Here is a 20,035-nt window from a genome sequence, read left to right on the forward strand (position 1 = left end):
CAAACGTAGAAACGGTGAGCACGAACATGACACAGAGAGTATTCATAACCGGCGGGGCCAGTGGCCTGGGCCGGGCGATTGCATTGCGGTTCGCCAAAGAAGGCGCGAAAGTCTGCATCGGGGACATCAACCCGGAACAGGGTGTAGCCGTTGAAGCGGAGCTGAACAACGCCGGTGGCGAAGGCTACTTTGTTGAATGTGATGTACGCCGCCTGAGCGACTTCGAGAAAGTCCGTGATGACCTGGTGCAGAAATGGGGTGGTGTGGACGTTGTCGTCAACAACGCCGGCGTTGCCTCTGCAGGCTCCATTGAAGACACCACCATGGCAGACTGGGAGTGGATCCTCGACATCAACGTACTGGGCGTTGTGCGTGGCTGCAAAGCTTTCACGCCGCTGTTCAAGGAGCAGGGCTCCGGCGCGTTTGTGAATGTCGCCTCCATGGCCGGACTCATGCTTGCCCCCTTGATGAACAGCTACAATGTGTCTAAAGCTGGCGTGATTGCCCTTTCGGAAACCCTCAGCCAGGAGCTTCGGGATGCCGGTATTCATGTCAGCTGCGTGTGCCCGGCGTTTTTCCAGACCAATCTGACCAGCTCCATGCGCTCGGATATTCCCGGCATTCAACAGAACGTGAACAAGCTGATGAAGCGCTCCAGCATCACCGCCGAAGACGTGGCCGAGGATATCTTCCGCAGTGTGAAAGACAAAGACTTCTGGGTACTGCCCCACGCCAAGGAGCGCCGTATGTGGGTGCTCAAGCGCCATGCGCCCTGGGCGTTTGACTGGCTGATGCACCAGGAAACCAAGCGCTGGATGAGCAAGATGGGTGGCAAGGCGAAAGCCTGAACGGATGACAGGAGAGAATGAATGACACAGATCGACCAGGCCGTAGACATCCGCGAGGGCGAAGAGCTGGATGTTGGCGCTGTTGACCGGTTTATGAAGCAGGCCATTCCGGGCCTGGAAGGCCAGCCGAGCATCAAGCAGTACCCGGGTGGTGCGTCCAACCTGACCTATCAGGTGGATTACGGCGACCAGTCCTACGTGCTGCGCCGGCCGCCGTTCGGCAAGATTGCCAAGTCTGCCCACGACATGCTGCGGGAAGCTCGCGTGATGGAGGCCTTGAAGCCGGCGTATCCCTACGTGCCCAATATTGTCGCCATCTGCGACGATCACAGCGTTCTGGGCTGTGACTTCTACGTGATGGAACGGCTCAAGGGCATCATTCTGCGCCAGGATTTCCCCAAGGATTTCGAGCTGAGCGCTGAAGACACCCGCAAGCTGTGCCTGAACGTGATCGACAAGCTGGTAGACCTGCATACCGTGGATGCCAGGGCCGCAGGCCTGGACAAGCTGGGTAAGGGCGCCGGTTACGTGCAGCGGCAGATTGGCGGCTGGAGCGATCGGTTCCGGAAGGCTCGTACGGAAGACGTGGGTGACTTTGAAGAAGTGATGGCCTGGCTCAATGACAAGATGCCGGACGACATTGCCCAGGTGGTGATCCACAACGACTACCGTTTCGACAACGTGGTGCTTAACCCGGACAACCCGTTTGAAGTGATCGGCGTGCTGGACTGGGAAATGGCCACCATCGGCGACCCTCTGATGGATCTGGGCAACAGCCTGGCCTACTGGATTGAAGCGGACGACGAAGGCCCGTTCCAGATGCTTCGGCGCCAGCCCACCCACCGCCCGGGCATGCTGACCCGGAAGGAAGTGGTGGACTACTACATGGAGAAATCTGGCTTTCGAGCCGATAACTTCGATTTCTACGAAATCTATGGCCTGTTCCGGCTGGCGGTGATCATCCAGCAGATCTATTACCGCTTCTACCACGGCCAGACTAAAGACAAGCGCTTTGCCGCCTTTGGCCATGCCGCCAACTATCTGGAGAAGCGCTGCCAGCGGCTGATCAGTGAGAGCAGCCTGTAATGGCCACCATCTATCTGGTACGCCATGGCCAGGCCAGTTTTGGCAAGGAAAACTACGATCAGTTGTCTCCCCGCGGCTGGGAGCAGGGCAAGATTCTGGGCCGCTGGCTGGCGGACAAGGTAGAACCCGGCGCCATTTTTGGCGGTAACCTGCAGCGGCATCGCGAAACCGTAGAGGCCATCGCCACCGGCTATGGCACGGCCTTGCCGGGCATGCAGGTGCTCGAAGGCCTGAACGAATTCGATCACCTGCAAGTGGTGGAGCGCCTGCGCCCGGAGTGGGCGGATAAACAGGTAATGGCGCGGGACCTGGCCAGCTTTCCCAAGCCAGCCAAAGCCTTCCAGCAAGCGTTCGAGAAAGCCGTGGCCCGCTGGGTCAGTGGCGATTACGACCACGAATACACCGAAACCTGGATCGGTTTCCGGCAGCGGGTCGGCGCAGCGCTGGATGAGTTGATCGAGCTGGCCGGTGGCGCTGATGTGATCGTGTCCACCTCCGGCGGCCCCATTGCAGTGATTGCCCAGCATCTGCTGGAACTCTCAGACCGCAAGGCGCTGGAGATGAACAACGTGATCGCCAATACCAGCGTGTCCCGCATCCTATATTCCGGTCCCCGGCGCAGCCTGGCCGTGTTCAACAACTATAGCCACCTGGAAGCGGAGAACCCTTCCCTGGTGACATACCGATAATTCTTTACCCGAAAACCAAGAGGGAACCCCATGAGCAACCTGAACCTGTTTGATCTGAGCGGCAAAGTCGCCCTGGTAACCGGTGCCAGCCGTGGCATTGGCGAGAGCATTGCCCGCACACTGGCCCATTACGGCGCCCACGTGATTGTCAGCAGCCGCAAGATTGACGGTTGCGAAGCCGTGGCCAGCAGCATCAGGGAAGACGGCGGCAGCGCTGAAGCCTTCGCCTGCCACATCGGTGAGATGGACCAGATTGAAGCGGTGTGGGAGCACATTGCCAACGAGCACGGCAAGGTGGATATCCTGGTGAACAACGCTGCTGCCAACCCGTACTTTGGGCCGGTGGAAGATACCGATTTAGGTGCCTTCAACAAAACCGTGGACGTGAACATCCGTGGCTACTTCTTCATGTGTGCCCGTGGCGCCCAGCTGATGAAGAAAAACGGCGGCGGCTCCATTGTGAACGTGGCGTCTGTTAACGGCGTGAACCCCGGCCACTTCCAGGGGATCTACTCGGTAACCAAGGCGGCGGTGATTTCCATGACCAAGTCCTTCGCCATGGAACTGGGCCAGCAGAACGTGCGGGTGAATGCCCTGCTGCCGGGCCTGACCGACACCAAGTTCGCCAGCGCGCTGACCACCAACGAGGCCATCAAGAAACAGGCCATGGCCCACATTCCAATGAAGCGTGTGGCGGATCCGGACGAAATGGCCGGCACTGTGCTGTACCTGGTGTCCAATGCGTCCAGTTACACCACCGGCGCCTGCATTAACGCGGACGGTGGTTACCTGACCGTTTAACGATTGCAGCGTGCCTAAACAAAAAGCCCGGATGACGAAAAATCATCCGGGCTTTTTGTTTGGCTGAATGAAGACTCAGCTACAAGTGAGGGTGGTGAAGTCGCCGTTCAATTCGCCGGCCTTGGCCAGTAGATGTTCCTGGTGCCGGCTGCTGCCTGCCTGCAGCAGGTTATGCATCAGCTCTGCCATGGCTTGCTGGCTCTCATCCAGCATTGCCTGGTACTCAGGCCCCCGGGCTGCCTCCGAGTTTACCACCAGCTCCCGGATATTGGCGCTGAAGCCGGGCTGATTCCGGTTTTCCAGCGTGGCCAGAAGGGCTTTTTGCCAGTTCTCCCGACCTTGCAGCCAGATTTCGGTTTGCCGGCCCCGGTCGGCAGACCAGGCCTCAACCAACGCCTGCTGCTGCGAATTCAGTGAACCCAGCCAGTGTTCCAGCCGCTCGCTGGTTCTTTCCGCTCGGGCCCTGGCTGTTTCCTGCTCGGTGCCAGCCAGCATTTCGTCTTCCAGTTCCCGCTGATCACGGGCCATGTTCCGGGCCAGCTCCTGAACCTGGTCATCTGACAGGGTTTTCAGCAGGTTGACTGCGACCGGCACGGCCCTGTCGAGCAGGTCCGGGATAAAGGCAGTGAGCTGCTGGCGGTGGTAGTGAATAGTATCGACATCGGGCGTACCAAGGGCCAGGTCGGCTTCCAGTTCATCCAGCCAGAGGGTGTAGCGGGGAAGCTCCGCGGAGCAGTGCCACTGACGAAGAGTATCAAGGTCCCGGTTCAGGGTGGCTTTTTGTTCACCGGTCAGGTCGACGTAGTCTTCCACCCACCAGACCACACCCCAGTCGGCATAACGGTAGGCCAGTTTGGTTGAGCTGCACCCGGCAAGTATCAGCATCAGGACTGCGAGGCCGAGGAAGCCAGGGCGTTTGCTGAGCCTTCGATGATCCATCATGAAAGTCTCTCGGTAATAAGCCGTATGGAAAAATGTTGCATGCTTACTAAGATGCAAGCCTTACCTATACAATACGCCATCGCCGGCGGAACAGATGCCGGCAGACCCGATGGAATCCTGGAGTTGGAATGTCAAAGTTTACTGTAGCCCGTGCGCGCCAGTTTATCTTCTCGCTTTATATGTCCTGCATCATGTCGCTGATGATCTCCGGCATTATTACGCTGATCAACACAGGGATGGCGGACGGGTTCTTGTCCCGGTGGATCGGCGCCTGGCTGGTGGCCTGGGCGATCGCTTTTCCGTTGGTGATTTTTATTGCGCCGCTGGCGGGCAAGATGGCGGATGCCACCGTTGCGAGGCTATCAGGCCCGAAATAATTTTCGGGCCTATTGAATAGAGGTACTGGCGGAATCTGCCCGGGACACGGCGGTACCGGTAGGCGGCCGGTAGTGCAGGGAGTGCAGAACCCGGTCGAGTACGGCCCGGCCGTTCCAGGCCGGGGAATTATTGACCATACCAACGATTGCCCAGGTGGTGTTGTTCTCATCGCGGGCAAAGCCTGCAATGGAGCGCACGTCTGCCAGGGTACCGGTTTTGATGCGCCCTTCACCATCCATTCCCGTGTTGCGTAACCGCCTGGCCATGGTTCCGTCCATGGCAATGATCGGTAGCGAGGCCATCAGGTCAGAGGCGTACCGGCTTTCCCAGGCATGCTGCAGAATTCGGGCACCCTGCCGGGCGGTGATGCGGCCATGGCGGGTCAGGCCGGAGCCGTTGTCGATCACCATGCCAGCGGTGTTGATGCCTTTCTGCTCGAGCCAGTCATAAATGGCCCGGATACCGGCTACCCGGTCATCGTTGTCCGAGTCTTGCCGCACTTCTGCGCCAATGGCCAGAAGCATCTGCCGGGCCATTACGTTGCTGCTCCACTTGTTGATGTCCCGCACCATGGTTACCAGGTCGGGCGAGGTGGTTCGCATGACCAGCCGCAGGTCTTCCGGAGCTTGTTCAAAACGATCGCCGCCGCTCACGATAATGCCCATTTCTGACAGTACCGTGCGAATGGTCGAGGCCGCGTAGTGATCATGGGGTAGCAGTGACATATAGGTAGTGGTGCGGCAACCCTGAGGCAGCTCGCCGGTCACCTGCACGGTCACCCGCTGGTCGTCATGAAACACCGGTTGCCATTTGAAGTCCCGACGGGATGGGCAGGGGCCCTCCGGCACGGCGGTTACCCGGTTGTCGATGGTGACTTCGCCAAGGTTGGGGGTGGTCCAGGCCTGGGTGCCACGTTCGTCTGCCCGTACCTGGAAATGCAGCAGGTTCAGGTTGGTGAGGTAGGCCGAGGGCTCCACCAGGAAAGGCGCGTACGGGTTATTGCCATTATCTTCAAAATGCGGGAAGCCACCATCAACCCGGAAATAACTGCCGTCCAGCACCAGATCGCCGCTGATGCGGTTTATTCCCATGTCTTTGAGTTCCCTGAGCGTGCCCCACAGCCGCTCCAGGGTCAGCTTCGGGTCGCCGCCGAAGCGTACATAGAGGTTACCTTCCAGGGTATCGCCTACCATCTGGCCGTCGGCCAGAAAATCGGTATTCCAGTGGTGATTCGGGCCAAGCAGTTCCAGTGCAGCGTAGGTGGTTACCAGCTTCATGATAGAGCCGGGGTTCATCAGCTGGTCAGCGTTTACATACTGGTCGATGCCCGGGCCGTTCAGGGGCACGGCGGCAACGCTCAGGCCTTGCTCGTTGTTCAGGGATTTGGAGGCGTAGTCACGGATCTCGGAAGCCCACAGCCCGGAACTGGAGAAGCTTCTGGCCGCCTCCTCCTGGCTTTGGGCCAGTGCCGGCGCGCTGAGTGAGAAGGCTGTAGCCGCAGCAATCAACAGACGGCTGGATTTTGAAAATCTCCAGAGTGAGCATGCACTCACCCTTGAACCTTGCAGTCGCATGGCCTGAGTCCCTTGTTAGCTTCTTTTCCTACCATAGCCCATCTTACGGGTTTGTACTATGCAAAAAAGTGATACATGACGTTAAAAAATGACAGTAGCCACGTTGTTTCTATTGAGGTTTTGTTTCGATTTTCTGCTGGGCTTTGTGAATCAGTGAGTTACTGTGACCCTGGGTTTGTGGCCCTGCAGCCAATGGTGTGTGCAAAATATGTGGGACAATGCCTGAAACACTCAACAATAAAGGGAACTCTCCATGTTTCGAGCCCTGAAGCATCAAATTAACGTGCTGGAATCTGTGGCCACCTCTTCGTTCTCGGCCTGGCGCGGGTGTCTTGTGGTCAAGGCCGTGCCGCAACCGGAAAAGCCGCTGATTCTCTTTGACATTGAAGCCTGCCCGTTCTGCCGCAAGGTGAGGGAAGCGTTGACTGCCCTGCACCTGGATGCAGAGATTCGCCCATGCCCGAAAGGGGGCCGGATTTTCCGGGCGGAAGCCGAGGCCATCGGCGGCAAAAAGCAGTTTCCCCTGCTGGTCGATCAGAACACCGGTGAAACCCTGTATGAGTCAGACGCGATCGTGGAGTACCTGTTCCGCCAGTACGCCAATCGTCCTGTGCCGGGATATTACAAAGGTAAATCCTGGCAAACGGCCCTGGGTGCGGCTGGCTCTGCCGCCAGTGAGTTGAGGGGCATGCGGGCGAGGCCTGCCAAACGCCCGGCCCAGACGCTGCATTTGTGGAGTTTTGAGGGCAGTCCCTTCTCCCGTTTGGTTCGAGAACGCCTGTGCGAATTCGAAATTCCCTACACTCTGCATAACCTGGGCAAAGAGCATTGGACCGAAATCGGCCCGGCGGTTCAGCGCATCAAGCCCGGCCCCTATGAGCCCGAGGCTGGCGGCAAGCGTGATGCGTTCTTTCAGGCGCACGGTCGGGTACAGGTGCCGTACCTGGAAGACCCCAACACCGGCCAGAAGCTGTTTGAATCTGCCCGTATCCTGGCCTACCTGGAAAAAGAATACGCCATGTGACGCGCAGGCTGCTCCGGGTATGGCAATCGTGCCCGGAGCAGGTATCATCGGCGCCGGTAACCTGACAGCCGATTCCGGGAGAGTGCGATGTATACGGGCCAGTGTTTGTGTGGCGAGATCAAGTTTGAATACGATGGCCCGCTTGGCCCCATCGCGTTGTGCCATTGCAGCCAGTGTCGCCGTGCCCACGGCAGTGCCTTTTCGGCCAGTGCGCCGGTTCAGAAAGTGCGTTTTCACTTTACCCGGGGCGAAGACAAAGTGACCGAATTCGAGTCTCGTCCAGGCAAGTACCGGGCCTTCTGCAGCTGCTGTGGCAGCCAGTTATACAGCCGGGTAGACGCCATTCCCGGTATTCTGCGTTTGCGCATCGGCGTGCTTGACGAACCGGTCGGCAAGAAAGCGGCCCAGCATGTTTATGTGGGTTCGAAGTCTGACTGGTTCGATATTACCGATGATCTTCCGCAGTTCGAGAAAACCGAAAGAACCAACGATCCGCACTGACCGTCTATTTCGCCGGAACCATTCGGTAAACCTTGCCCCTTGGTGAATCTGTCAGTAACCAGAGGGCACCATCTGGCCCCATGCGTACATCCCGGATGCGCTCACCCAGCTCGGTCAGTAAATCTTCCTCTTCGGTAACCTTCTCGCCATCAAGACTCAGGCGCACCAGTTTGCGCATTTTCAGCGCGCCAACGAAAAGATTGCCCTGCCATTGCGGAAACAGCTCTCCGGTATAAAACGCCATGCCCGATGGCGCGATGGAAGGATCCCAATAGTGCAGGGGATCGGTCACGCCCTCCATGGTGGTTCTGCTGGAAATCGGAACGCCGGAGTAATCGATGCCGTAGGTCACTTTCGGCCAGCCGTAATCGTTGCCAGCCCTGATGATGTTGATTTCATCGCCACCCCGGGGGCCGTGTTCGTGGCTCCAGACCTCACCGGTGTCCGGGTGCAGGGTCATGCCCTGAATGTTGCGGTTGCCGTAAGTGAAGAAGGTGTTGTTGATGTCCGAATTGCTGAGGAAGGGATTGTCGGGTGCCGGCTCTCCGTTAATCGTAATCCGGTGTACGCCGCCGGCATCGTCCCGGGTGTCCTGGGCCCGCTCCATCTCGCCGCGGTCACCAACAGAAATGTATAGATAGCCATCCTGGCCAAACACCATGCGCCCGGCAAAGTGCCGGGTGGTGTTGCCTCGCGGCGATGCTTCGAAAATTACCTCCGCATCACTCAACGCCTTGCCGTCAAACCTGGCCCGGGCTACCCGGGTGGTCATGCCCTCACGATTTCTGTGGGCATAGCTCAGAAACAGCACCTGGTTATCTTCAAACTCCGGATGCAGCAATACATCCAGCAGGCCGCCCTGGCCGGCAACTACCAACTGGGGCACGCCGGTAACCGGCTCCTTGTGCAGCTCCCCGTCGCGAATCACCCGCAGCCGGCCGGCCCTTTCGGTGACCAGTTGCGAGCCGTCTGGCAGGAAGGCGAGGCTCCAGGGGTGTTCGAGGTTGTCTGCAACCACCGCCAGTCGAAAGCGAAGGTCATCGGCCTCATAAATATCAGCAGCTCCGGCTGCCGCCGTGTGGGCCAGAAAAGGAGCAAGCAGCAACAAAGGGATGCGGCCGTTCATGGTGAAAGACTCCTGAGAGGATCAACTTAGTCAACCATAGCACCGATTTACGACTCCCGCGGCCCGCGCAGTATTTTCCACTATTCTGGCCAAAACTGTCGTCATCAACCGCTACACTGAATCGTTCAGAATAAACGCGAAGGAGGTGTGCAATGCCAAGTCGTTATCAGGATTTTCATTTGCAGCCGCTGGCGGGCGAATGGCGGGAAGGCAGCAGTGACAAGCTTCGCCCGGTGTTAAACCCCTATTCCGGAGAGGAATTGGTGAGCATTCGCCTGGCGAATTCTGAAGACCTGGATAAGGCATACCGTATGGCCCAGGCTACCCAGCAAGAGTGGGCCAACCGGGCACCTTCCGAGCGATCCGGGGTCTTGTTTCGGGCCGTATCGATCTTCGACGAGCGTAAAGAAGAAATCATCGACTGGCTGATCCGCGAATCCGGCAGCACCCGCCTGAAGGCGATGGTGGAGTGGGGAAGCGCCCGGGCAATCACCCAGGAAGCAGCCAGCATGCCGGCAAGGGCTCACGGCTACACCATGGCCAGTGATATTCCGGGCAAAGAAAACCTGGTCTACCGGCGGCCATTAGGGGTGGTTGGAGTGATCAGCCCCTGGAACTTTCCCCTGCACCTGTCCCAGCGTTCCGTAGCACCGGCGCTGGCGCTTGGTAACGCGGTAGTCATCAAGCCCGCCAGCGACACGCCGGTTACCGGCGGCCTTTTACTGGCCCGTATTCTCGAAGAAGCGGGGCTGCCCGCGGGTGTGCTGAGCGTTGTGGTGGGTGCCGGTTCGGATATTGGTGACGACTTTGTGGCCCACCCGACCCCGGCGCTGATTTCGTTTACCGGATCCACTCCGGTGGGCAAAAACATCGGCCGAATTGCCACCGGTGGCGACTACATCAAGAAGGTCGCCCTGGAGCTGGGTGGTAACAGCCCCTTCGTGGTGCTGGATGATGCCGATATAGAACAGGCCGCGAAGGCTGCTGTGTTCGGTAAATTCCTGCATCAGGGCCAGATCTGTATGGCCATCAATCGGATTATTGTCGACCAGAGCCGCTACGATGAATTCGCGGCCGCTTTCGTCGCCCAGGTCAAAACGCTGAGGGTGGGCGACCCTTCCGACATCGAAACGGCTATCGGCCCGATCATCAATCAATCCCAGCTTGAAGGCCTGCAGAAAAAGATTGCAGACGCCAAGGCACAAGGCGCCACCGTCTTGCTTGAAGGCGAGGTGAGTGGGCAGGTGCTTCCTCCCCATGTGTTCGGTGATGTGACGCCGGATATGAAGTTGAGTGCTGAAGAGATCTTCGGACCGATTGCCGGTATCCAGAAAGCCCGGGACGAGCAGCATGCCCTGGAGCTTGCCAATGGCACAGAGTTTGGTTTGTCCAGTGCGGTGTTCAGCGGCGACCCTGAGCGCGGCTTGAGCTTTGCCAGAAAGGTGCGGGCGGGGATGACCCATGTGAACGATATGCCGGTGAACGACGAGGCCGCCTTGCCGTTTGGTGGCGAGAAAAATTCCGGACTGGGCCGCTTTAACGGTGACTGGGCCATCGAGGAATTCTCAACGGTGCAGTGGGTCAGTGTGCAACGCACACCCAGACAATACCCGTTCTGAACCGGCGCATTTTCTGAATTGAGCGAGCCCCGGCCCAGTCCGTCGGGGCGTTACTGTGTACAAGGAGACTTCCATGGAAATCAAAGCTGCAGTAACCCACAGACAGGGTGAGGCATTCAAACTGGAGCCGGTGCAACTGGCTGATCCGGCGCTGGGCGAGATCCGGGTCCGAATTGTGGCGACTGGCGTGTGCCATACCGATGCCGTGGCACGGGATCTGGGTATTGCCCCTTTTCCAATCGTTCTGGGCCACGAAGGCGCCGGTGTGGTGGATGCCGTGGGCGAGGGCGTGACCGACCTGAAGCCGGGCGATCACGTGGTGCTGTCGTTTGCCCATTGTGGTGGCTGTGGCAACTGCCTGACCGGCCACCCGACCGTGTGTGACACATTTAACGATCTTAACTTTGGCGGCGCCATGGACGATGGCAGCCACCGCTTGAGTCAGGGTGATCAGGAGCTGGCGACGTTCTTCGGTCAGTCATCCTTCGGCACCTATGCGGTGGTCAGTGCCCGTAACGCCGTGAAAGTGGACCCCGAGGTGGATCTGGCCCTGCTGGGGCCATTGGGCTGTGGAATTCAGACCGGAGCCGGAACCGTGCTTAACCGCCTGAAGCCGGATTTTGGCTCAAGCATTGTGGTTTATGGGTGTGGTGCGGTCGGCCTGAGTGCGGTCATGGCTGCCCGTATTGCCGGTTGCCAGCACATTGTTGCCGTGGATGTTCACGACAGTCGCCTTGAGCTGGCCCGGGAACTGGGTGCCACCCACGCGTTCAATGGCAAGACCACGGATGTTGTTGAAGAGGTAAGAAAACTGACCGGCGGGGGCAGCCACTTTGCTGTGGAAACCACGGGTGTGCCGCAAGTGGTGAAGCAGTCTCTCAATGCCCTGAGGCCTCTGGGCACCTGCGCTATTGTTGGCGTGACTCCGGAAGTTACCCTGGATGTTCACAACGATCTTATGGCTGAGGGCAAGAGCATGATCGGCGTGATTGAGGGCGATTCCGTGCCGCGGGTATTCATTCCGCAGCTGATTGCCTACTTCAAGGCGGGGCAATTCCCGTTCGATAAACTGGTTCGGTATTACGAGTTTGACCAGATCGACCAGGCCTTTGAAGATTCTGCCAGCGGCAAAACCATCAAGCCGATCCTGAAAATCGGTTGATCCCTTCCCGCCAGAGGCTCCGGGCCTCTGGCGATTCTCCCGACTTTACTTCCCGCGCGTGTTTTTCTGCAGCCATCGGTCCAGCTGGTCGGCAAATTCCTTGCGATCGGCCTGACCAAACGGGGCCGGGCCACCGGTCACCTGGCCGGCACTGCGCATCTCTTCCATGAAGTTACGCATGGCCAATCGCTGGCGGATGTTTTCCTTGGTGAATGCCTGGCCGCGGGGGTTGAACACGTCGGCGCCTTTTTCGATGGCTTCTGCGGCCAGGGGAATGTCCTGGGTGATCACCAGGTCGCCTTTGCTCATCTGGTCCATGATTTCGTTATCGGCGACATCGAAGCCCTGGGGTACCTGCCGGCGGCTGATGTAGGGGCTTGGCGGCAGGGTGATGGCGTGGTTGGCGATAAAGGTGGTCTGGATTTGCCAGCGGGTAGCGGCGCGGCAGATGATTTCCTTGATCGGCACGGGGCAGGCGTCGGCGTCGACCCAGATAGGCATTTCACTTTTCCTTCGGTAACTTGTTTGTGGCCAGTTTAACCGCTCGGTGCGGGTGCGGGTTAGTTTTGGCCCGGTGATTCCTGGTAGTGGTATAATTCAATGCTCATTCAATTAACAGGAAATGATAATGTCTCAACTTCCCCCATGCCCCCAGTGCAATTCTGAATACACCTATGAAGACGGCGTTCAGCTGGTTTGCCCCGAATGTGGCCATGAGTGGACCGAAGCTGAACAGGCGGAGGCCGCAGCTGGCAAGGTGGTTCGCGATTCCAACGGCAACGAGCTTCAGGACGGTGATACGGTAACAGTGATCAAGGACCTGAAGGTGAAGGGTTCCAGCCTGGTGGTGAAAGTCGGCACCAAGGTGAAGAATATCCGGCTGGTAGATGGCGACCATGATATCGACTGCAAAGTGGATGGCGTGGGTGCTATGAAGCTTAAGTCAGAGTTTGTCAAAAAGGCCTGACCGCTTTAATGGCCATTGCCGCAACCACCCTGGCTTTTGGGGGTTACCTGTTGGCTGTTGCGGCAAGGCCTGCCATATGAGCGGTGGGATGATTGAGTCTCAGCCCTGGCTGACGGCCCGCACTTGTTGATCAAGCTCTTTGGCCAGGCCGGGGTCGAGGTTCAGGGCCGCGGCCAGTTGGTCCAGCCACGCTCGTTCCATGGCGTTCTGGTCATCAATCATAACGGCGCTGACCACATAGATTTCCCGGCTTGCCTGAGGGGAATCCGCGTTTTTGGCAAGCGCCTGGGCGTCCAGCGGGGCATCAAACTGTTGTTGAATCCAGTTGTGTAATTCGTCGTCTGGCCCCAGTTTTTCGATTTCCTGAGTGAGCAGTGCGCGTTCGTTGGCATCTACGTGGCCATCAGCCCGGGCAGCCATGATCATGGCCTGCAGTATCTCAAGGCCACGCTTTTCCTGCTCGGCACCTTGCAGTTGTTCAAGAGGCCGGCCCTGCTGGGCTGGCGCTTGCTGAGGGACGCCCTGTGCGTTGCTCTGGTAATTCTGGTAGGCCTTCCACGCCAGCGCGCCTACACCTGCAAGAGCGCCATATTTCAGCGCCGTGCCGCCCATCTTCCTGCCGCGTTTGGAACCCAGCATCAAGCCCAGAGCACCGCCGCCCAGCAGGCTCTTGACGTCAATCCCGCTGCCGCCATTCCCGCCAGAGACCTGGTTGCCAAGGCTGCCCATCAGGCTGTTTATATCCATTCCACCGCTGCTTCGGGATTGGCCACCTTGAGCCTGGCCCATGATCTGATTCAGTACCGACATGACGTTCATTGTTCAGCTCCTTCGAGGGGCGTTGCCCGTGTTTGCTCATTGAGTTTAGCCACAATAAACCATAACCAACATGAATCCGGGATGAACGTATTGTCAGGCGCCTGCCCGTAAAGTTCCTTTGATCATTTCCGAACCATCGTCTAAATATTAAACAGGGTGTCCGTTAGCACCCGGAGAAATCCCGCAGCGCGTAACCCGCGCCAACAACAAGACGAACCACCCCACCGCTGCCGTTGCCCGCCACAAGCAGGCTTTAGTGCAGCCAGGCTTTTATCGCGAAGCCGGGGGACAGGAGGATGGGATGAAAGAAGTCCACGAGTTTCATGTGGATAGCACCCGCTATCTGGATGATCACGGCAAGCCCCTGAGTGAGCTGCCGCCCCAGGCCGGGAACACCGACAGGGTTCTGGCCGCCTACCGCAACATGGTGCTGACCCGCACCTTCGATTCCAAAGCCATTGCCCTGCAACGTACCGGGAAATGCGGTACCTATCCCTCTGTGCTGGGGCACGAAGTGGTGGGTACGGCCATTGGCCAGGGCATGGCGAAGTCCGATGTGTTTGTGCCGTACTACCGGGACCAGGCTGCCCATATTCTGAGGGGCGTCAGCCTCAGGGAGTTGCTGCTGTATTGGGGCGGCGACGAGCGCGGCAGCGCCTGGCAGAACTGCCCGGAAGACCTGCCAATCTCTGTACCCATTGCCACCCAGTGCTGCCATGCCGTAGGTGTGGCCTCGGCCATGAAAATTCGCGACCAGCAGCGGGCGGTGGTGTGCTGCATTGGCGATGGCGGTACCTCCAAAGGTGACTTTCTGGAAAGTATCAACCTGGCCGGTGCCTGGCACCTGCCAGTGGTGTTTGTGGTGATCAACAACCAGTGGGCCATTTCCACCCCACGCAGCCTGCAAAGCAGCGCCGAGACCATCGCCCAGAAAGCCATCAGTGCAGGATTGCCGGGCCACATTGTGGATGGCAACGACTACTTCGCGACGATTGAAGCACTGGACGCTGCTCTGGAGCGGGCCCATGGCGGCAAGGGTGCAACCGTGATTGAAGCGGTGACCTACCGGCTGGGCGACCACACCACCGCAGATGATGCCACCCGCTACCGCACCGCCGAAGATCTTAAACGCGCCTGGGAAAAGGATGGCATCAAGCGCCTGCAGAACTGGCTTCATGACAGCGGACACTGGAGCCCGGATAAGGAAAAAGCCCTGCAGGCGGACTGCAAGCAAGCCGTAGAAAAGGCCGTGGAGGAATACCTGGCCACCGAGGCCGAGCCACCCACCGCTATGCTGGATTATCTGTTTGAAACTCTCCCCGCGGCGCTGCAACCCCAGCGTGAGCAGATTGCCAACAAATACCGGGGAGGTGCAGCATGAGTGCGGCAGAGCGTTCAAACGAAACCCGTGACGTGACCCTGGTGGAAGCGGTCAACATGGCCCTGCACCGGGCCATGGCGGATGATGAAAACGTGGTGGTGCTGGGCGAAGACATCGCCACCAATGGCGGCGTGTTCCGCGCTACGGTGGGCCTGAAAGAAGCCTTCGGATTCAAGCGGGTGATGGACACACCGCTGGCGGAAAACCTGATTGCGGGCACCGCCATCGGCATGGCCACCCAGGGCCTGAAGCCGGTAGCAGAGTTCCAGTTCATGGGCTTTATCTATGCCGGTATGGAGCAGATTGTCAGCCACGCTGCGCGTATGCGTAACCGCACCCGGGGCCGGCTGCATTGCCCGCTGGTGTTCCGGGCCCCGTTCGGTGGCGGTATCCATGCGCCGGAACATCACTCCGAAAGCACCGAAGCCTTGTTTGCCCATATCCCTGGCCTTCGAGTGGTCATCCCCAGTTCGCCACAAAGAGCCTATGGCCTGCTGCTGGCGGCCATACGAAACCCGGACCCGGTGATCTTTCTGGAGCCCAAACGTATCTACCGGGCGGTGACCCAAAGCGTCGAAGACAACGGCGAGGCGCTGCCGTTAGATACCTTCTTCACCCTGCGAGAAGGCGATGACGTGACCCTGATCACCTGGGGTGCCTGCGTGATGGAAACCCTGCAAGCGGCCGATAAACTGGCAGAGCAGGGCGTGAGTTGCGAGGTGATCGATGTAGCCACCGTCAGCCCGCTGGACCGGGAAACGCTGCTGTGCTCAGTCGCCAAAACCGGCCGGGCGGTGATTATCCATGAAGCCTGCCGAAATGGCGGAGTGGGCGCGGAGGTAGCCGCTTCCATTGCCGAAGCGGCTTTTCTGGACCTGCAGGCGCCCGTGGTGCGGGTGACGGGTTACGACACGGTGATGCCTTACTACCGGAACGAGCAGTATTACCTGCCCCAGGGGGAAGACATTGTAACTGCCGTTGAACAGGTGATCGCGCTCTAGGAGGCCAACCATGAAAAACTTCAAACTCCCGGATCTGGGCGAGGGCCTGCCAGAAGCTGAAATTGTTGAATGGCATATCAAGGTGGGCGATGCCGTAGAGGCGGACCAGGTACTGGTCAGCGTTGAAACCGCCAAGGCCATCGTGGAAGTGCCGTCGCCGCAGGCCGGTATCATTGCCAAACTCTACGGCGAGCCTGGCGACATCATTCACACCGGCGAACCTCTGCTGGCCTTTGAAGGGGCGGGTGACGACACCGGTACGGTGGTGGGTGAGCTGAAATCCTCCGGCAAAGGGGATGGGCAGGGCGCTCAGAAAGACCAGTTCATTGTCGGCGCAGCTGCCTCCAGCAAACGGGCCCGTGCCAACCGCGCGACTCCGGGTGTGCGGGCGCTGGCGGAGCGGCTGGGTGTCAGCCTGGAAACCATCAAAGGCAGCGGGCCCGGCGGCCTGATCACCACAGACGACGTGCACAAACAGGCCAGCCACCAGAAACAGCTGGGCGATGCCGAACCCTTGCGCGGCACCCGCCGAACCATGGCGAAGAACATGGCGTTGTCCCACGCCCAGGTAGTGCCAGTCTCCATTTTTGAGGATGTGGACATCGGCGACTGGAAAAAGGGCACCGACACCACCATGCGCCTGGTCCAGGCCATCGGCAAAGCCTGCGATGCGGTGCCGGAGCTGAACTGCTGGTTCGATGGCGACAACCTGAGCCGTCAGTTGCTGAGCGAGGTGCACGTAGGCATTGCCGTGGATACGCCCGACGGCTTGTTTGTGCCGGTGCTGAGAGACATTACCCACCGTAACCTGAAAGACCTGCGCAAAGGGCTGGAGAACCTTCGGGAAGCGGTGGCCACCCGCAAGATTCCGCCGAAGGAGATGCAGGGAGCCACCATCACCCTGTCCAATTTCGGCACCATGACCGGCCAGTATGCCAACCCCATTGTCAGCCCGCCCCAGGTGGCTATCGTGGGCGCCGGGCGTATTCGGGAGAAGGTGGTGCCATATGATGGCGCTGCGACCATTCGTCGCATTCTGCCCCTGTCCCTGACCTTCGACCACCGGGCTGCCACTGGTGGCGAAGCCTCGCGGTTTCTGGGCGCGCTGGTCGATGCGTTGCAGAAAGCAGGCTGAACGCGCGGGCCGGTGTTCGCCGGCCTGCTGTTCCGGGTACTTGCCAACCGGCGCGTTGGCGACAACACTAAGGGCCTTCAAATGCCTGAAACCATCACCGTGCGAGACACCATGAACCGATTCAATAAACTGACCTCCGCGCTGCTGTTGGCCTGTACCACCCTGGCAACACCGTTACTGGCGGCTGATCATGGTAACCATGCTGGGCACAGCATGGTCCAGATCGACAGCCCCTGGAGCCGGCCAACACCGCCGGGCACGCCCATGGGAGTGGGTTACCTGGCCATCACCAATAGCGGCGAGCAGGACATCACCCTGGTTGCGGCACAGAGCCCGAGAGCTGGCCATGTCTCCATCCACGAAACCTCCATGCACGAAGGCGTAATGCGCATGCAGCCGGTGAAGGGTGGCCTGGCCATTCCGGCCGGCGAAACCGTGGAACTGAAACCCCGCAGTTATCACCTGATGTTGGAGCAGTTACCCCAGCCCCTGGTTGAAGGCGAGAAAATTCCGGTGCAACTGGACTTCGACGGTGCGGACGACATGGATATTGAGCTGGTGGTTCAGCCGTTGGATGGCATGCCTGTGGACCACTCGAAGATGGATCATTCCAAAATGAAACACTGAGGCGGCCTGAGGGTGTTCTGGTCCGGAAACGCTTAACGCTTCACGCAGGCAAAGATCGCGTTTCCGGATTCGCCATCCCAGGGCAAAATGCGTTCGTAGTCGTGCTCGAAGATGTGTACCTCGAACCACGGCTTCAGCAGCGCTTCGAACTCGCCGAAGCTGAGTGCCACCATCGGGTGCTCATCCTGCCAGGACTCGCAAACACCGTTGGTGTTGCGGTCAATACTCAGCCGTAATGATTGCCGCTCACCAGGGCCGGCGTAGTGCCAGCCGGAACGGAAGCTGAACTCGCTGCCATCATGCTGTGCTGTGTGGCAGACATACAGGTTGTTATTGATGCGGGTTTTGTCCACCGCATTGAAACAGAACAGTCCGTTTTCTGATAACGCCTGGTGGGCACTGCGGATGCAGCCTTTGAGTTTCTCGATGCCATCGCTGTAGTGGATGGAGTACAGAAAGCAGGTGACCAGGTCGAACGGCTGCGCTACCTGAAACGCACACATATCCCCAACGCTGAATACCGCCTCCGGGCAACGCTGCTGCGCTACATCCAGCATCGGCTGGTTGATATCCAGCCCCTGACACTGAAAACCGTCATCCAGGAAGTGACAAATATGCGGGCCGGTACCACAGGCCAGGTCCAGGTGGCTGTTGCCTCCGTTACCGAACAACTGATGCAGGCGCCGGATACCCTGGCTTTGAGCCCGATAGTCGATATCCGCACACATCAGGTCATAGTACCCGGACAAGTCCGTGTATAAGGCATTGGTAGACAATGGAAAGCCTCTGCAGGATTAACTGGATCACCTCTGGCGATCAGCAGCTGCAGGGCAGGTATGGCGCAGCGGGCGGGCGTTTCGAGGACGGGGTATGGTACCGAATTTGCCCGTTAGCCGGTAGCACTTCCAGAAGCGGTTTCCGGCTTATATTGACGGGTGGCATAAAGTCATTGTGGTCACTCTCCTTCGCTATTACCGCACCGCCTTGCACCTCGGGGCGTTGCGGCGGTTCTGAATTGAATGCAGAATGCCGTAACGGTTTAATCTGCTATTCAACAGCCCCGAGAGTGGAGTTCAGCTATGTCGCCAAAGGATATTGTGGCGCAGTTTATTTCAGACATTCACGCCCAGCGTTTTGACGAGGCCAAGACCTTGCTGGCGGAGGATGGCTTCGAGTATGTGGGGCCCAACATGCGCTTCCTCAGCCGGGACGACATGCTGGCTTACCAGTTCGGCATGGCCGCGATCCAGAAAGACCTGGTGCTGCGGCAGCTAAGCGCAGACGGCGAGCACGTATTTGCGATCCTGGACTACCGGACTCATTTCGAACCCATCGGAGATGTGCGGCTTGCGGTGTGGTTTCGAGTTCGTGATGACAAAATCCATACCATGGAAACTTTCTATAACGCCGCAGTTGTAGAGAATATGTTGGGGGGTAACCTGCCAACGGCAGGCTGAACAAGGCAGGGTTCCCCTGTTCAGCCTTAGCAGACTGCCTTCAGGCACGCTCCCTGAAGGCAGGTTCTGATTACTGCCTTGCGCGCTTGCGGGCAGCGCCCAGGCCAAGCAGGCCCAGACCCAGAAGCGCCATGGTGCCGGGCTCCGGCACGGGCAATTCGGTGACGTTGAGGCGGGCCATCAGATTTACCGACGTAATGGCATTTTCCGCAGTCAGGAAGGTTTCCAGGTCGCCTTCAAAACCGAGAAGGTCCAGGCTGTAGAGGTTGTTGCCAAGCTGGAAATCGGTGCTGGTTACGTATTCATCGAGAATCCAGATCTGGTCGTCCACGTCACCAACATTTTCGACGACATCAATCTTGCTCCAGTCCAGGCACAAGAACAAAAACCAGGACGCGCAGGTGTAGGTTTGCCCTGTTACCACGGGCGCTGTGTTGGGCGTTTCGTCGTGGGCAAAGACGAACGTGCCCGATGAGCCGCCGTTGTCACCAAATCCGTCAAAGCCCAGATTGACTGCCAGGTCCACCCCGGTAATGCCATCACCGGTCACCGGCTTGTTGATGTGAGTCAGGCTGCCCAGCACAAAGGCATCGTTGTCCAGAATCGTCTGGGGCAGTGGAGCTGTTCCATTAAAGTTATAGCCACTCTGGCCATAGCCTGAACTGTAGCCCCAGCGAATCTGGCTGGTACCTTCACCGTTAACGTTGGAGCCACCAACGGCATTTTCAAAGCTTCCAGATACAGAAGTCAGGTTAACGGGAAACGCAAACGCAACGCTGGCGGTCAGTGCGGTTGCAGTTGCGACTAAGGCTTTTGCTAACATTTTCATTATTCGTTCCTTCGTTTTGAGTGAGTCCGTTCTTGTTTAGCAAGTTAAGTGCCATTTCTTTAGGTTATT

The 20,035-nt window shown here is 58.6% G+C and carries 22 protein-coding genes; 15 read left to right on the top strand and 7 right to left on the bottom strand.

Features of this window, described 5'->3' with window-relative positions:
* Window positions 1–26: 26 nt before the first annotated feature.
* The 4 genes from B9Q17_RS07290 to B9Q17_RS07305 are packed head-to-tail and all read left to right on the top strand — an operon-like array spanning window position 27 to window position 3,424.
* Window positions 27–848 (top strand): SDR family oxidoreductase, encoded by an 822-nt coding sequence (locus B9Q17_RS07290; RefSeq protein ID WP_094624701.1) that lies wholly within the window; start codon window positions 27–29, stop codon window positions 846–848.
* A gap of 21 nt (window positions 849–869) precedes the next feature.
* Window positions 870–1,934, top strand: a complete 1,065-nt coding sequence (locus B9Q17_RS07295; RefSeq protein ID WP_094624702.1) for a phosphotransferase family protein — start codon at window positions 870–872, stop codon at window positions 1,932–1,934.
* Window positions 1,934–2,623 (top strand): histidine phosphatase family protein, encoded by a 690-nt coding sequence (locus B9Q17_RS07300; RefSeq protein ID WP_094624703.1) that lies wholly within the window; start codon window positions 1,934–1,936, stop codon window positions 2,621–2,623. The genes B9Q17_RS07295 and B9Q17_RS07300 overlap by 1 nt, the downstream gene beginning before the upstream one ends.
* Before the next feature lie 30 nt (window positions 2,624–2,653).
* Complete coding sequence (locus B9Q17_RS07305) at window positions 2,654–3,424, top strand: SDR family oxidoreductase (RefSeq protein WP_094624704.1); 771 nt, start codon at window positions 2,654–2,656, stop codon at window positions 3,422–3,424.
* A gap of 75 nt (window positions 3,425–3,499) precedes the next feature.
* Here the strand turns inward: B9Q17_RS07305 and B9Q17_RS07310 are convergent, their stop codons facing one another.
* Window positions 3,500–4,366, bottom strand: a complete 867-nt coding sequence (locus B9Q17_RS07310) for a DUF6279 family lipoprotein (RefSeq protein ID WP_094624705.1) — start codon at window positions 4,364–4,366, stop codon at window positions 3,500–3,502.
* 128 nt (window positions 4,367–4,494) lie between these two features.
* Between B9Q17_RS07310 and B9Q17_RS07315 the strand changes: the two genes are divergently transcribed.
* Complete coding sequence (locus tag B9Q17_RS07315) at window positions 4,495–4,743, top strand: DUF2798 domain-containing protein (RefSeq protein ID WP_094624706.1); 249 nt, start codon at window positions 4,495–4,497, stop codon at window positions 4,741–4,743.
* Window positions 4,744–4,752: 9 nt separating this feature from the next.
* Here B9Q17_RS07315 and dacB read toward each other — a convergent pair whose 3' ends face one another.
* On the bottom strand, window positions 4,753–6,318 hold the full coding sequence (dacB, locus tag B9Q17_RS07320) for a D-alanyl-D-alanine carboxypeptidase/D-alanyl-D-alanine endopeptidase (RefSeq protein WP_094624707.1): 1,566 nt from the start codon (window positions 6,316–6,318) through the stop codon (window positions 4,753–4,755).
* A 253-nt stretch (window positions 6,319–6,571) separates the two neighbouring features.
* Here dacB and B9Q17_RS07325 point away from each other — a divergent pair, with 253 nt between their 5' ends.
* Together B9Q17_RS07325 and B9Q17_RS07330 are read left to right on the top strand one after the other, a co-directional pair.
* The gene (locus B9Q17_RS07325; RefSeq protein WP_058340262.1) at window positions 6,572–7,342 is read left to right on the top strand and encodes a glutathione S-transferase N-terminal domain-containing protein; all 771 of its coding nucleotides are present in this window, start codon (window positions 6,572–6,574) and stop codon (window positions 7,340–7,342) included.
* 87 nt (window positions 7,343–7,429) lie between these two features.
* Window positions 7,430–7,843, top strand: a complete 414-nt coding sequence (locus tag B9Q17_RS07330; RefSeq protein WP_022988618.1) for a GFA family protein — start codon at window positions 7,430–7,432, stop codon at window positions 7,841–7,843.
* A gap of 4 nt (window positions 7,844–7,847) precedes the next feature.
* Here B9Q17_RS07330 and B9Q17_RS07335 read toward each other — a convergent pair whose 3' ends face one another.
* Entirely contained in the window at window positions 7,848–8,969 is a 1,122-nt protein-coding gene (locus tag B9Q17_RS07335) for a PQQ-dependent sugar dehydrogenase (RefSeq protein ID WP_094624708.1), read from the bottom strand.
* A gap of 152 nt (window positions 8,970–9,121) precedes the next feature.
* Here B9Q17_RS07335 and B9Q17_RS07340 point away from each other — a divergent pair, with 152 nt between their 5' ends.
* Together B9Q17_RS07340 and B9Q17_RS07345 are read left to right on the top strand one after the other, a co-directional pair.
* Window positions 9,122–10,588 (top strand): aldehyde dehydrogenase family protein, encoded by a 1,467-nt coding sequence (locus tag B9Q17_RS07340; protein ID WP_094624709.1) that lies wholly within the window; start codon window positions 9,122–9,124, stop codon window positions 10,586–10,588.
* 73 nt (window positions 10,589–10,661) lie between these two features.
* The gene (locus B9Q17_RS07345; protein WP_094624710.1) at window positions 10,662–11,750 is read left to right on the top strand and encodes an NAD(P)-dependent alcohol dehydrogenase; all 1,089 of its coding nucleotides are present in this window, start codon (window positions 10,662–10,664) and stop codon (window positions 11,748–11,750) included.
* A gap of 45 nt (window positions 11,751–11,795) precedes the next feature.
* Here the strand turns inward: B9Q17_RS07345 and B9Q17_RS07350 are convergent, their stop codons facing one another.
* Window positions 11,796–12,251 carry a YaiI/YqxD family protein gene (locus tag B9Q17_RS07350; protein ID WP_094624711.1) on the bottom strand — a complete coding sequence of 152 codons (456 nt, stop codon included), beginning with the start codon at window positions 12,249–12,251 and terminating at the stop codon, window positions 11,796–11,798.
* 127 nt (window positions 12,252–12,378) lie between these two features.
* Between B9Q17_RS07350 and B9Q17_RS07355 the strand changes: the two genes are divergently transcribed.
* Window positions 12,379–12,717 carry a zinc ribbon domain-containing protein YjdM gene (locus B9Q17_RS07355; RefSeq protein WP_058340254.1) on the top strand — a complete coding sequence of 113 codons (339 nt, stop codon included), beginning with the start codon at window positions 12,379–12,381 and terminating at the stop codon, window positions 12,715–12,717.
* Window positions 12,718–12,816: 99 nt separating this feature from the next.
* Here B9Q17_RS07355 and B9Q17_RS07360 read toward each other — a convergent pair whose 3' ends face one another.
* Window positions 12,817–13,536, bottom strand: coding sequence for a tellurite resistance TerB family protein (locus B9Q17_RS07360; protein WP_094624712.1), 720 nt, complete (start codon window positions 13,534–13,536; stop codon window positions 12,817–12,819).
* 301 nt (window positions 13,537–13,837) lie between these two features.
* Here B9Q17_RS07360 and pdhA point away from each other — a divergent pair, with 301 nt between their 5' ends.
* From pdhA to B9Q17_RS07380, 4 genes are all read left to right on the top strand, one after another.
* Window positions 13,838–14,917: a pyruvate dehydrogenase (acetyl-transferring) E1 component subunit alpha gene (pdhA, locus tag B9Q17_RS07365; RefSeq protein WP_094624713.1), complete on the top strand. Its 1,080-nt coding sequence runs from the start codon at window positions 13,838–13,840 to the stop codon at window positions 14,915–14,917.
* Complete coding sequence (locus B9Q17_RS07370) at window positions 14,914–15,918, top strand: alpha-ketoacid dehydrogenase subunit beta (RefSeq protein WP_094624714.1); 1,005 nt, start codon at window positions 14,914–14,916, stop codon at window positions 15,916–15,918. The genes pdhA and B9Q17_RS07370 overlap by 4 nt, the downstream gene beginning before the upstream one ends.
* 10 nt (window positions 15,919–15,928) lie before the next feature.
* On the top strand, window positions 15,929–17,053 hold the full coding sequence (locus tag B9Q17_RS07375; RefSeq protein WP_094624715.1) for a dihydrolipoamide acetyltransferase family protein: 1,125 nt from the start codon (window positions 15,929–15,931) through the stop codon (window positions 17,051–17,053).
* A gap of 81 nt (window positions 17,054–17,134) precedes the next feature.
* Window positions 17,135–17,680 carry a copper chaperone PCu(A)C gene (locus tag B9Q17_RS07380; RefSeq protein ID WP_244177330.1) on the top strand — a complete coding sequence of 182 codons (546 nt, stop codon included), beginning with the start codon at window positions 17,135–17,137 and terminating at the stop codon, window positions 17,678–17,680.
* A 32-nt stretch (window positions 17,681–17,712) separates the two neighbouring features.
* Here the strand turns inward: B9Q17_RS07380 and B9Q17_RS07385 are convergent, their stop codons facing one another.
* Window positions 17,713–18,456 carry a class I SAM-dependent DNA methyltransferase gene (locus B9Q17_RS07385; protein WP_154707617.1) on the bottom strand — a complete coding sequence of 248 codons (744 nt, stop codon included), beginning with the start codon at window positions 18,454–18,456 and terminating at the stop codon, window positions 17,713–17,715.
* Window positions 18,457–18,759: 303 nt separating this feature from the next.
* On the opposite strand from B9Q17_RS07385, the gene B9Q17_RS07390 reads away from it, so the two are divergent.
* Entirely contained in the window at window positions 18,760–19,137 is a 378-nt protein-coding gene (locus B9Q17_RS07390; RefSeq protein WP_094624717.1) for a nuclear transport factor 2 family protein, read from the top strand.
* A 70-nt stretch (window positions 19,138–19,207) separates the two neighbouring features.
* On the opposite strand, the gene B9Q17_RS07395 is transcribed toward B9Q17_RS07390, so the two are convergent.
* On the bottom strand, window positions 19,208–19,966 hold the full coding sequence (locus B9Q17_RS07395; protein ID WP_208618766.1) for a THxN family PEP-CTERM protein: 759 nt from the start codon (window positions 19,964–19,966) through the stop codon (window positions 19,208–19,210).
* Between the last annotated feature and the right edge of the window lie 69 nt (window positions 19,967–20,035).

This window comes from Marinobacter vinifirmus, assembly GCF_002258215.1.
Lineage (GTDB): Bacteria > Pseudomonadota > Gammaproteobacteria > Pseudomonadales > Oleiphilaceae > Marinobacter > Marinobacter vinifirmus.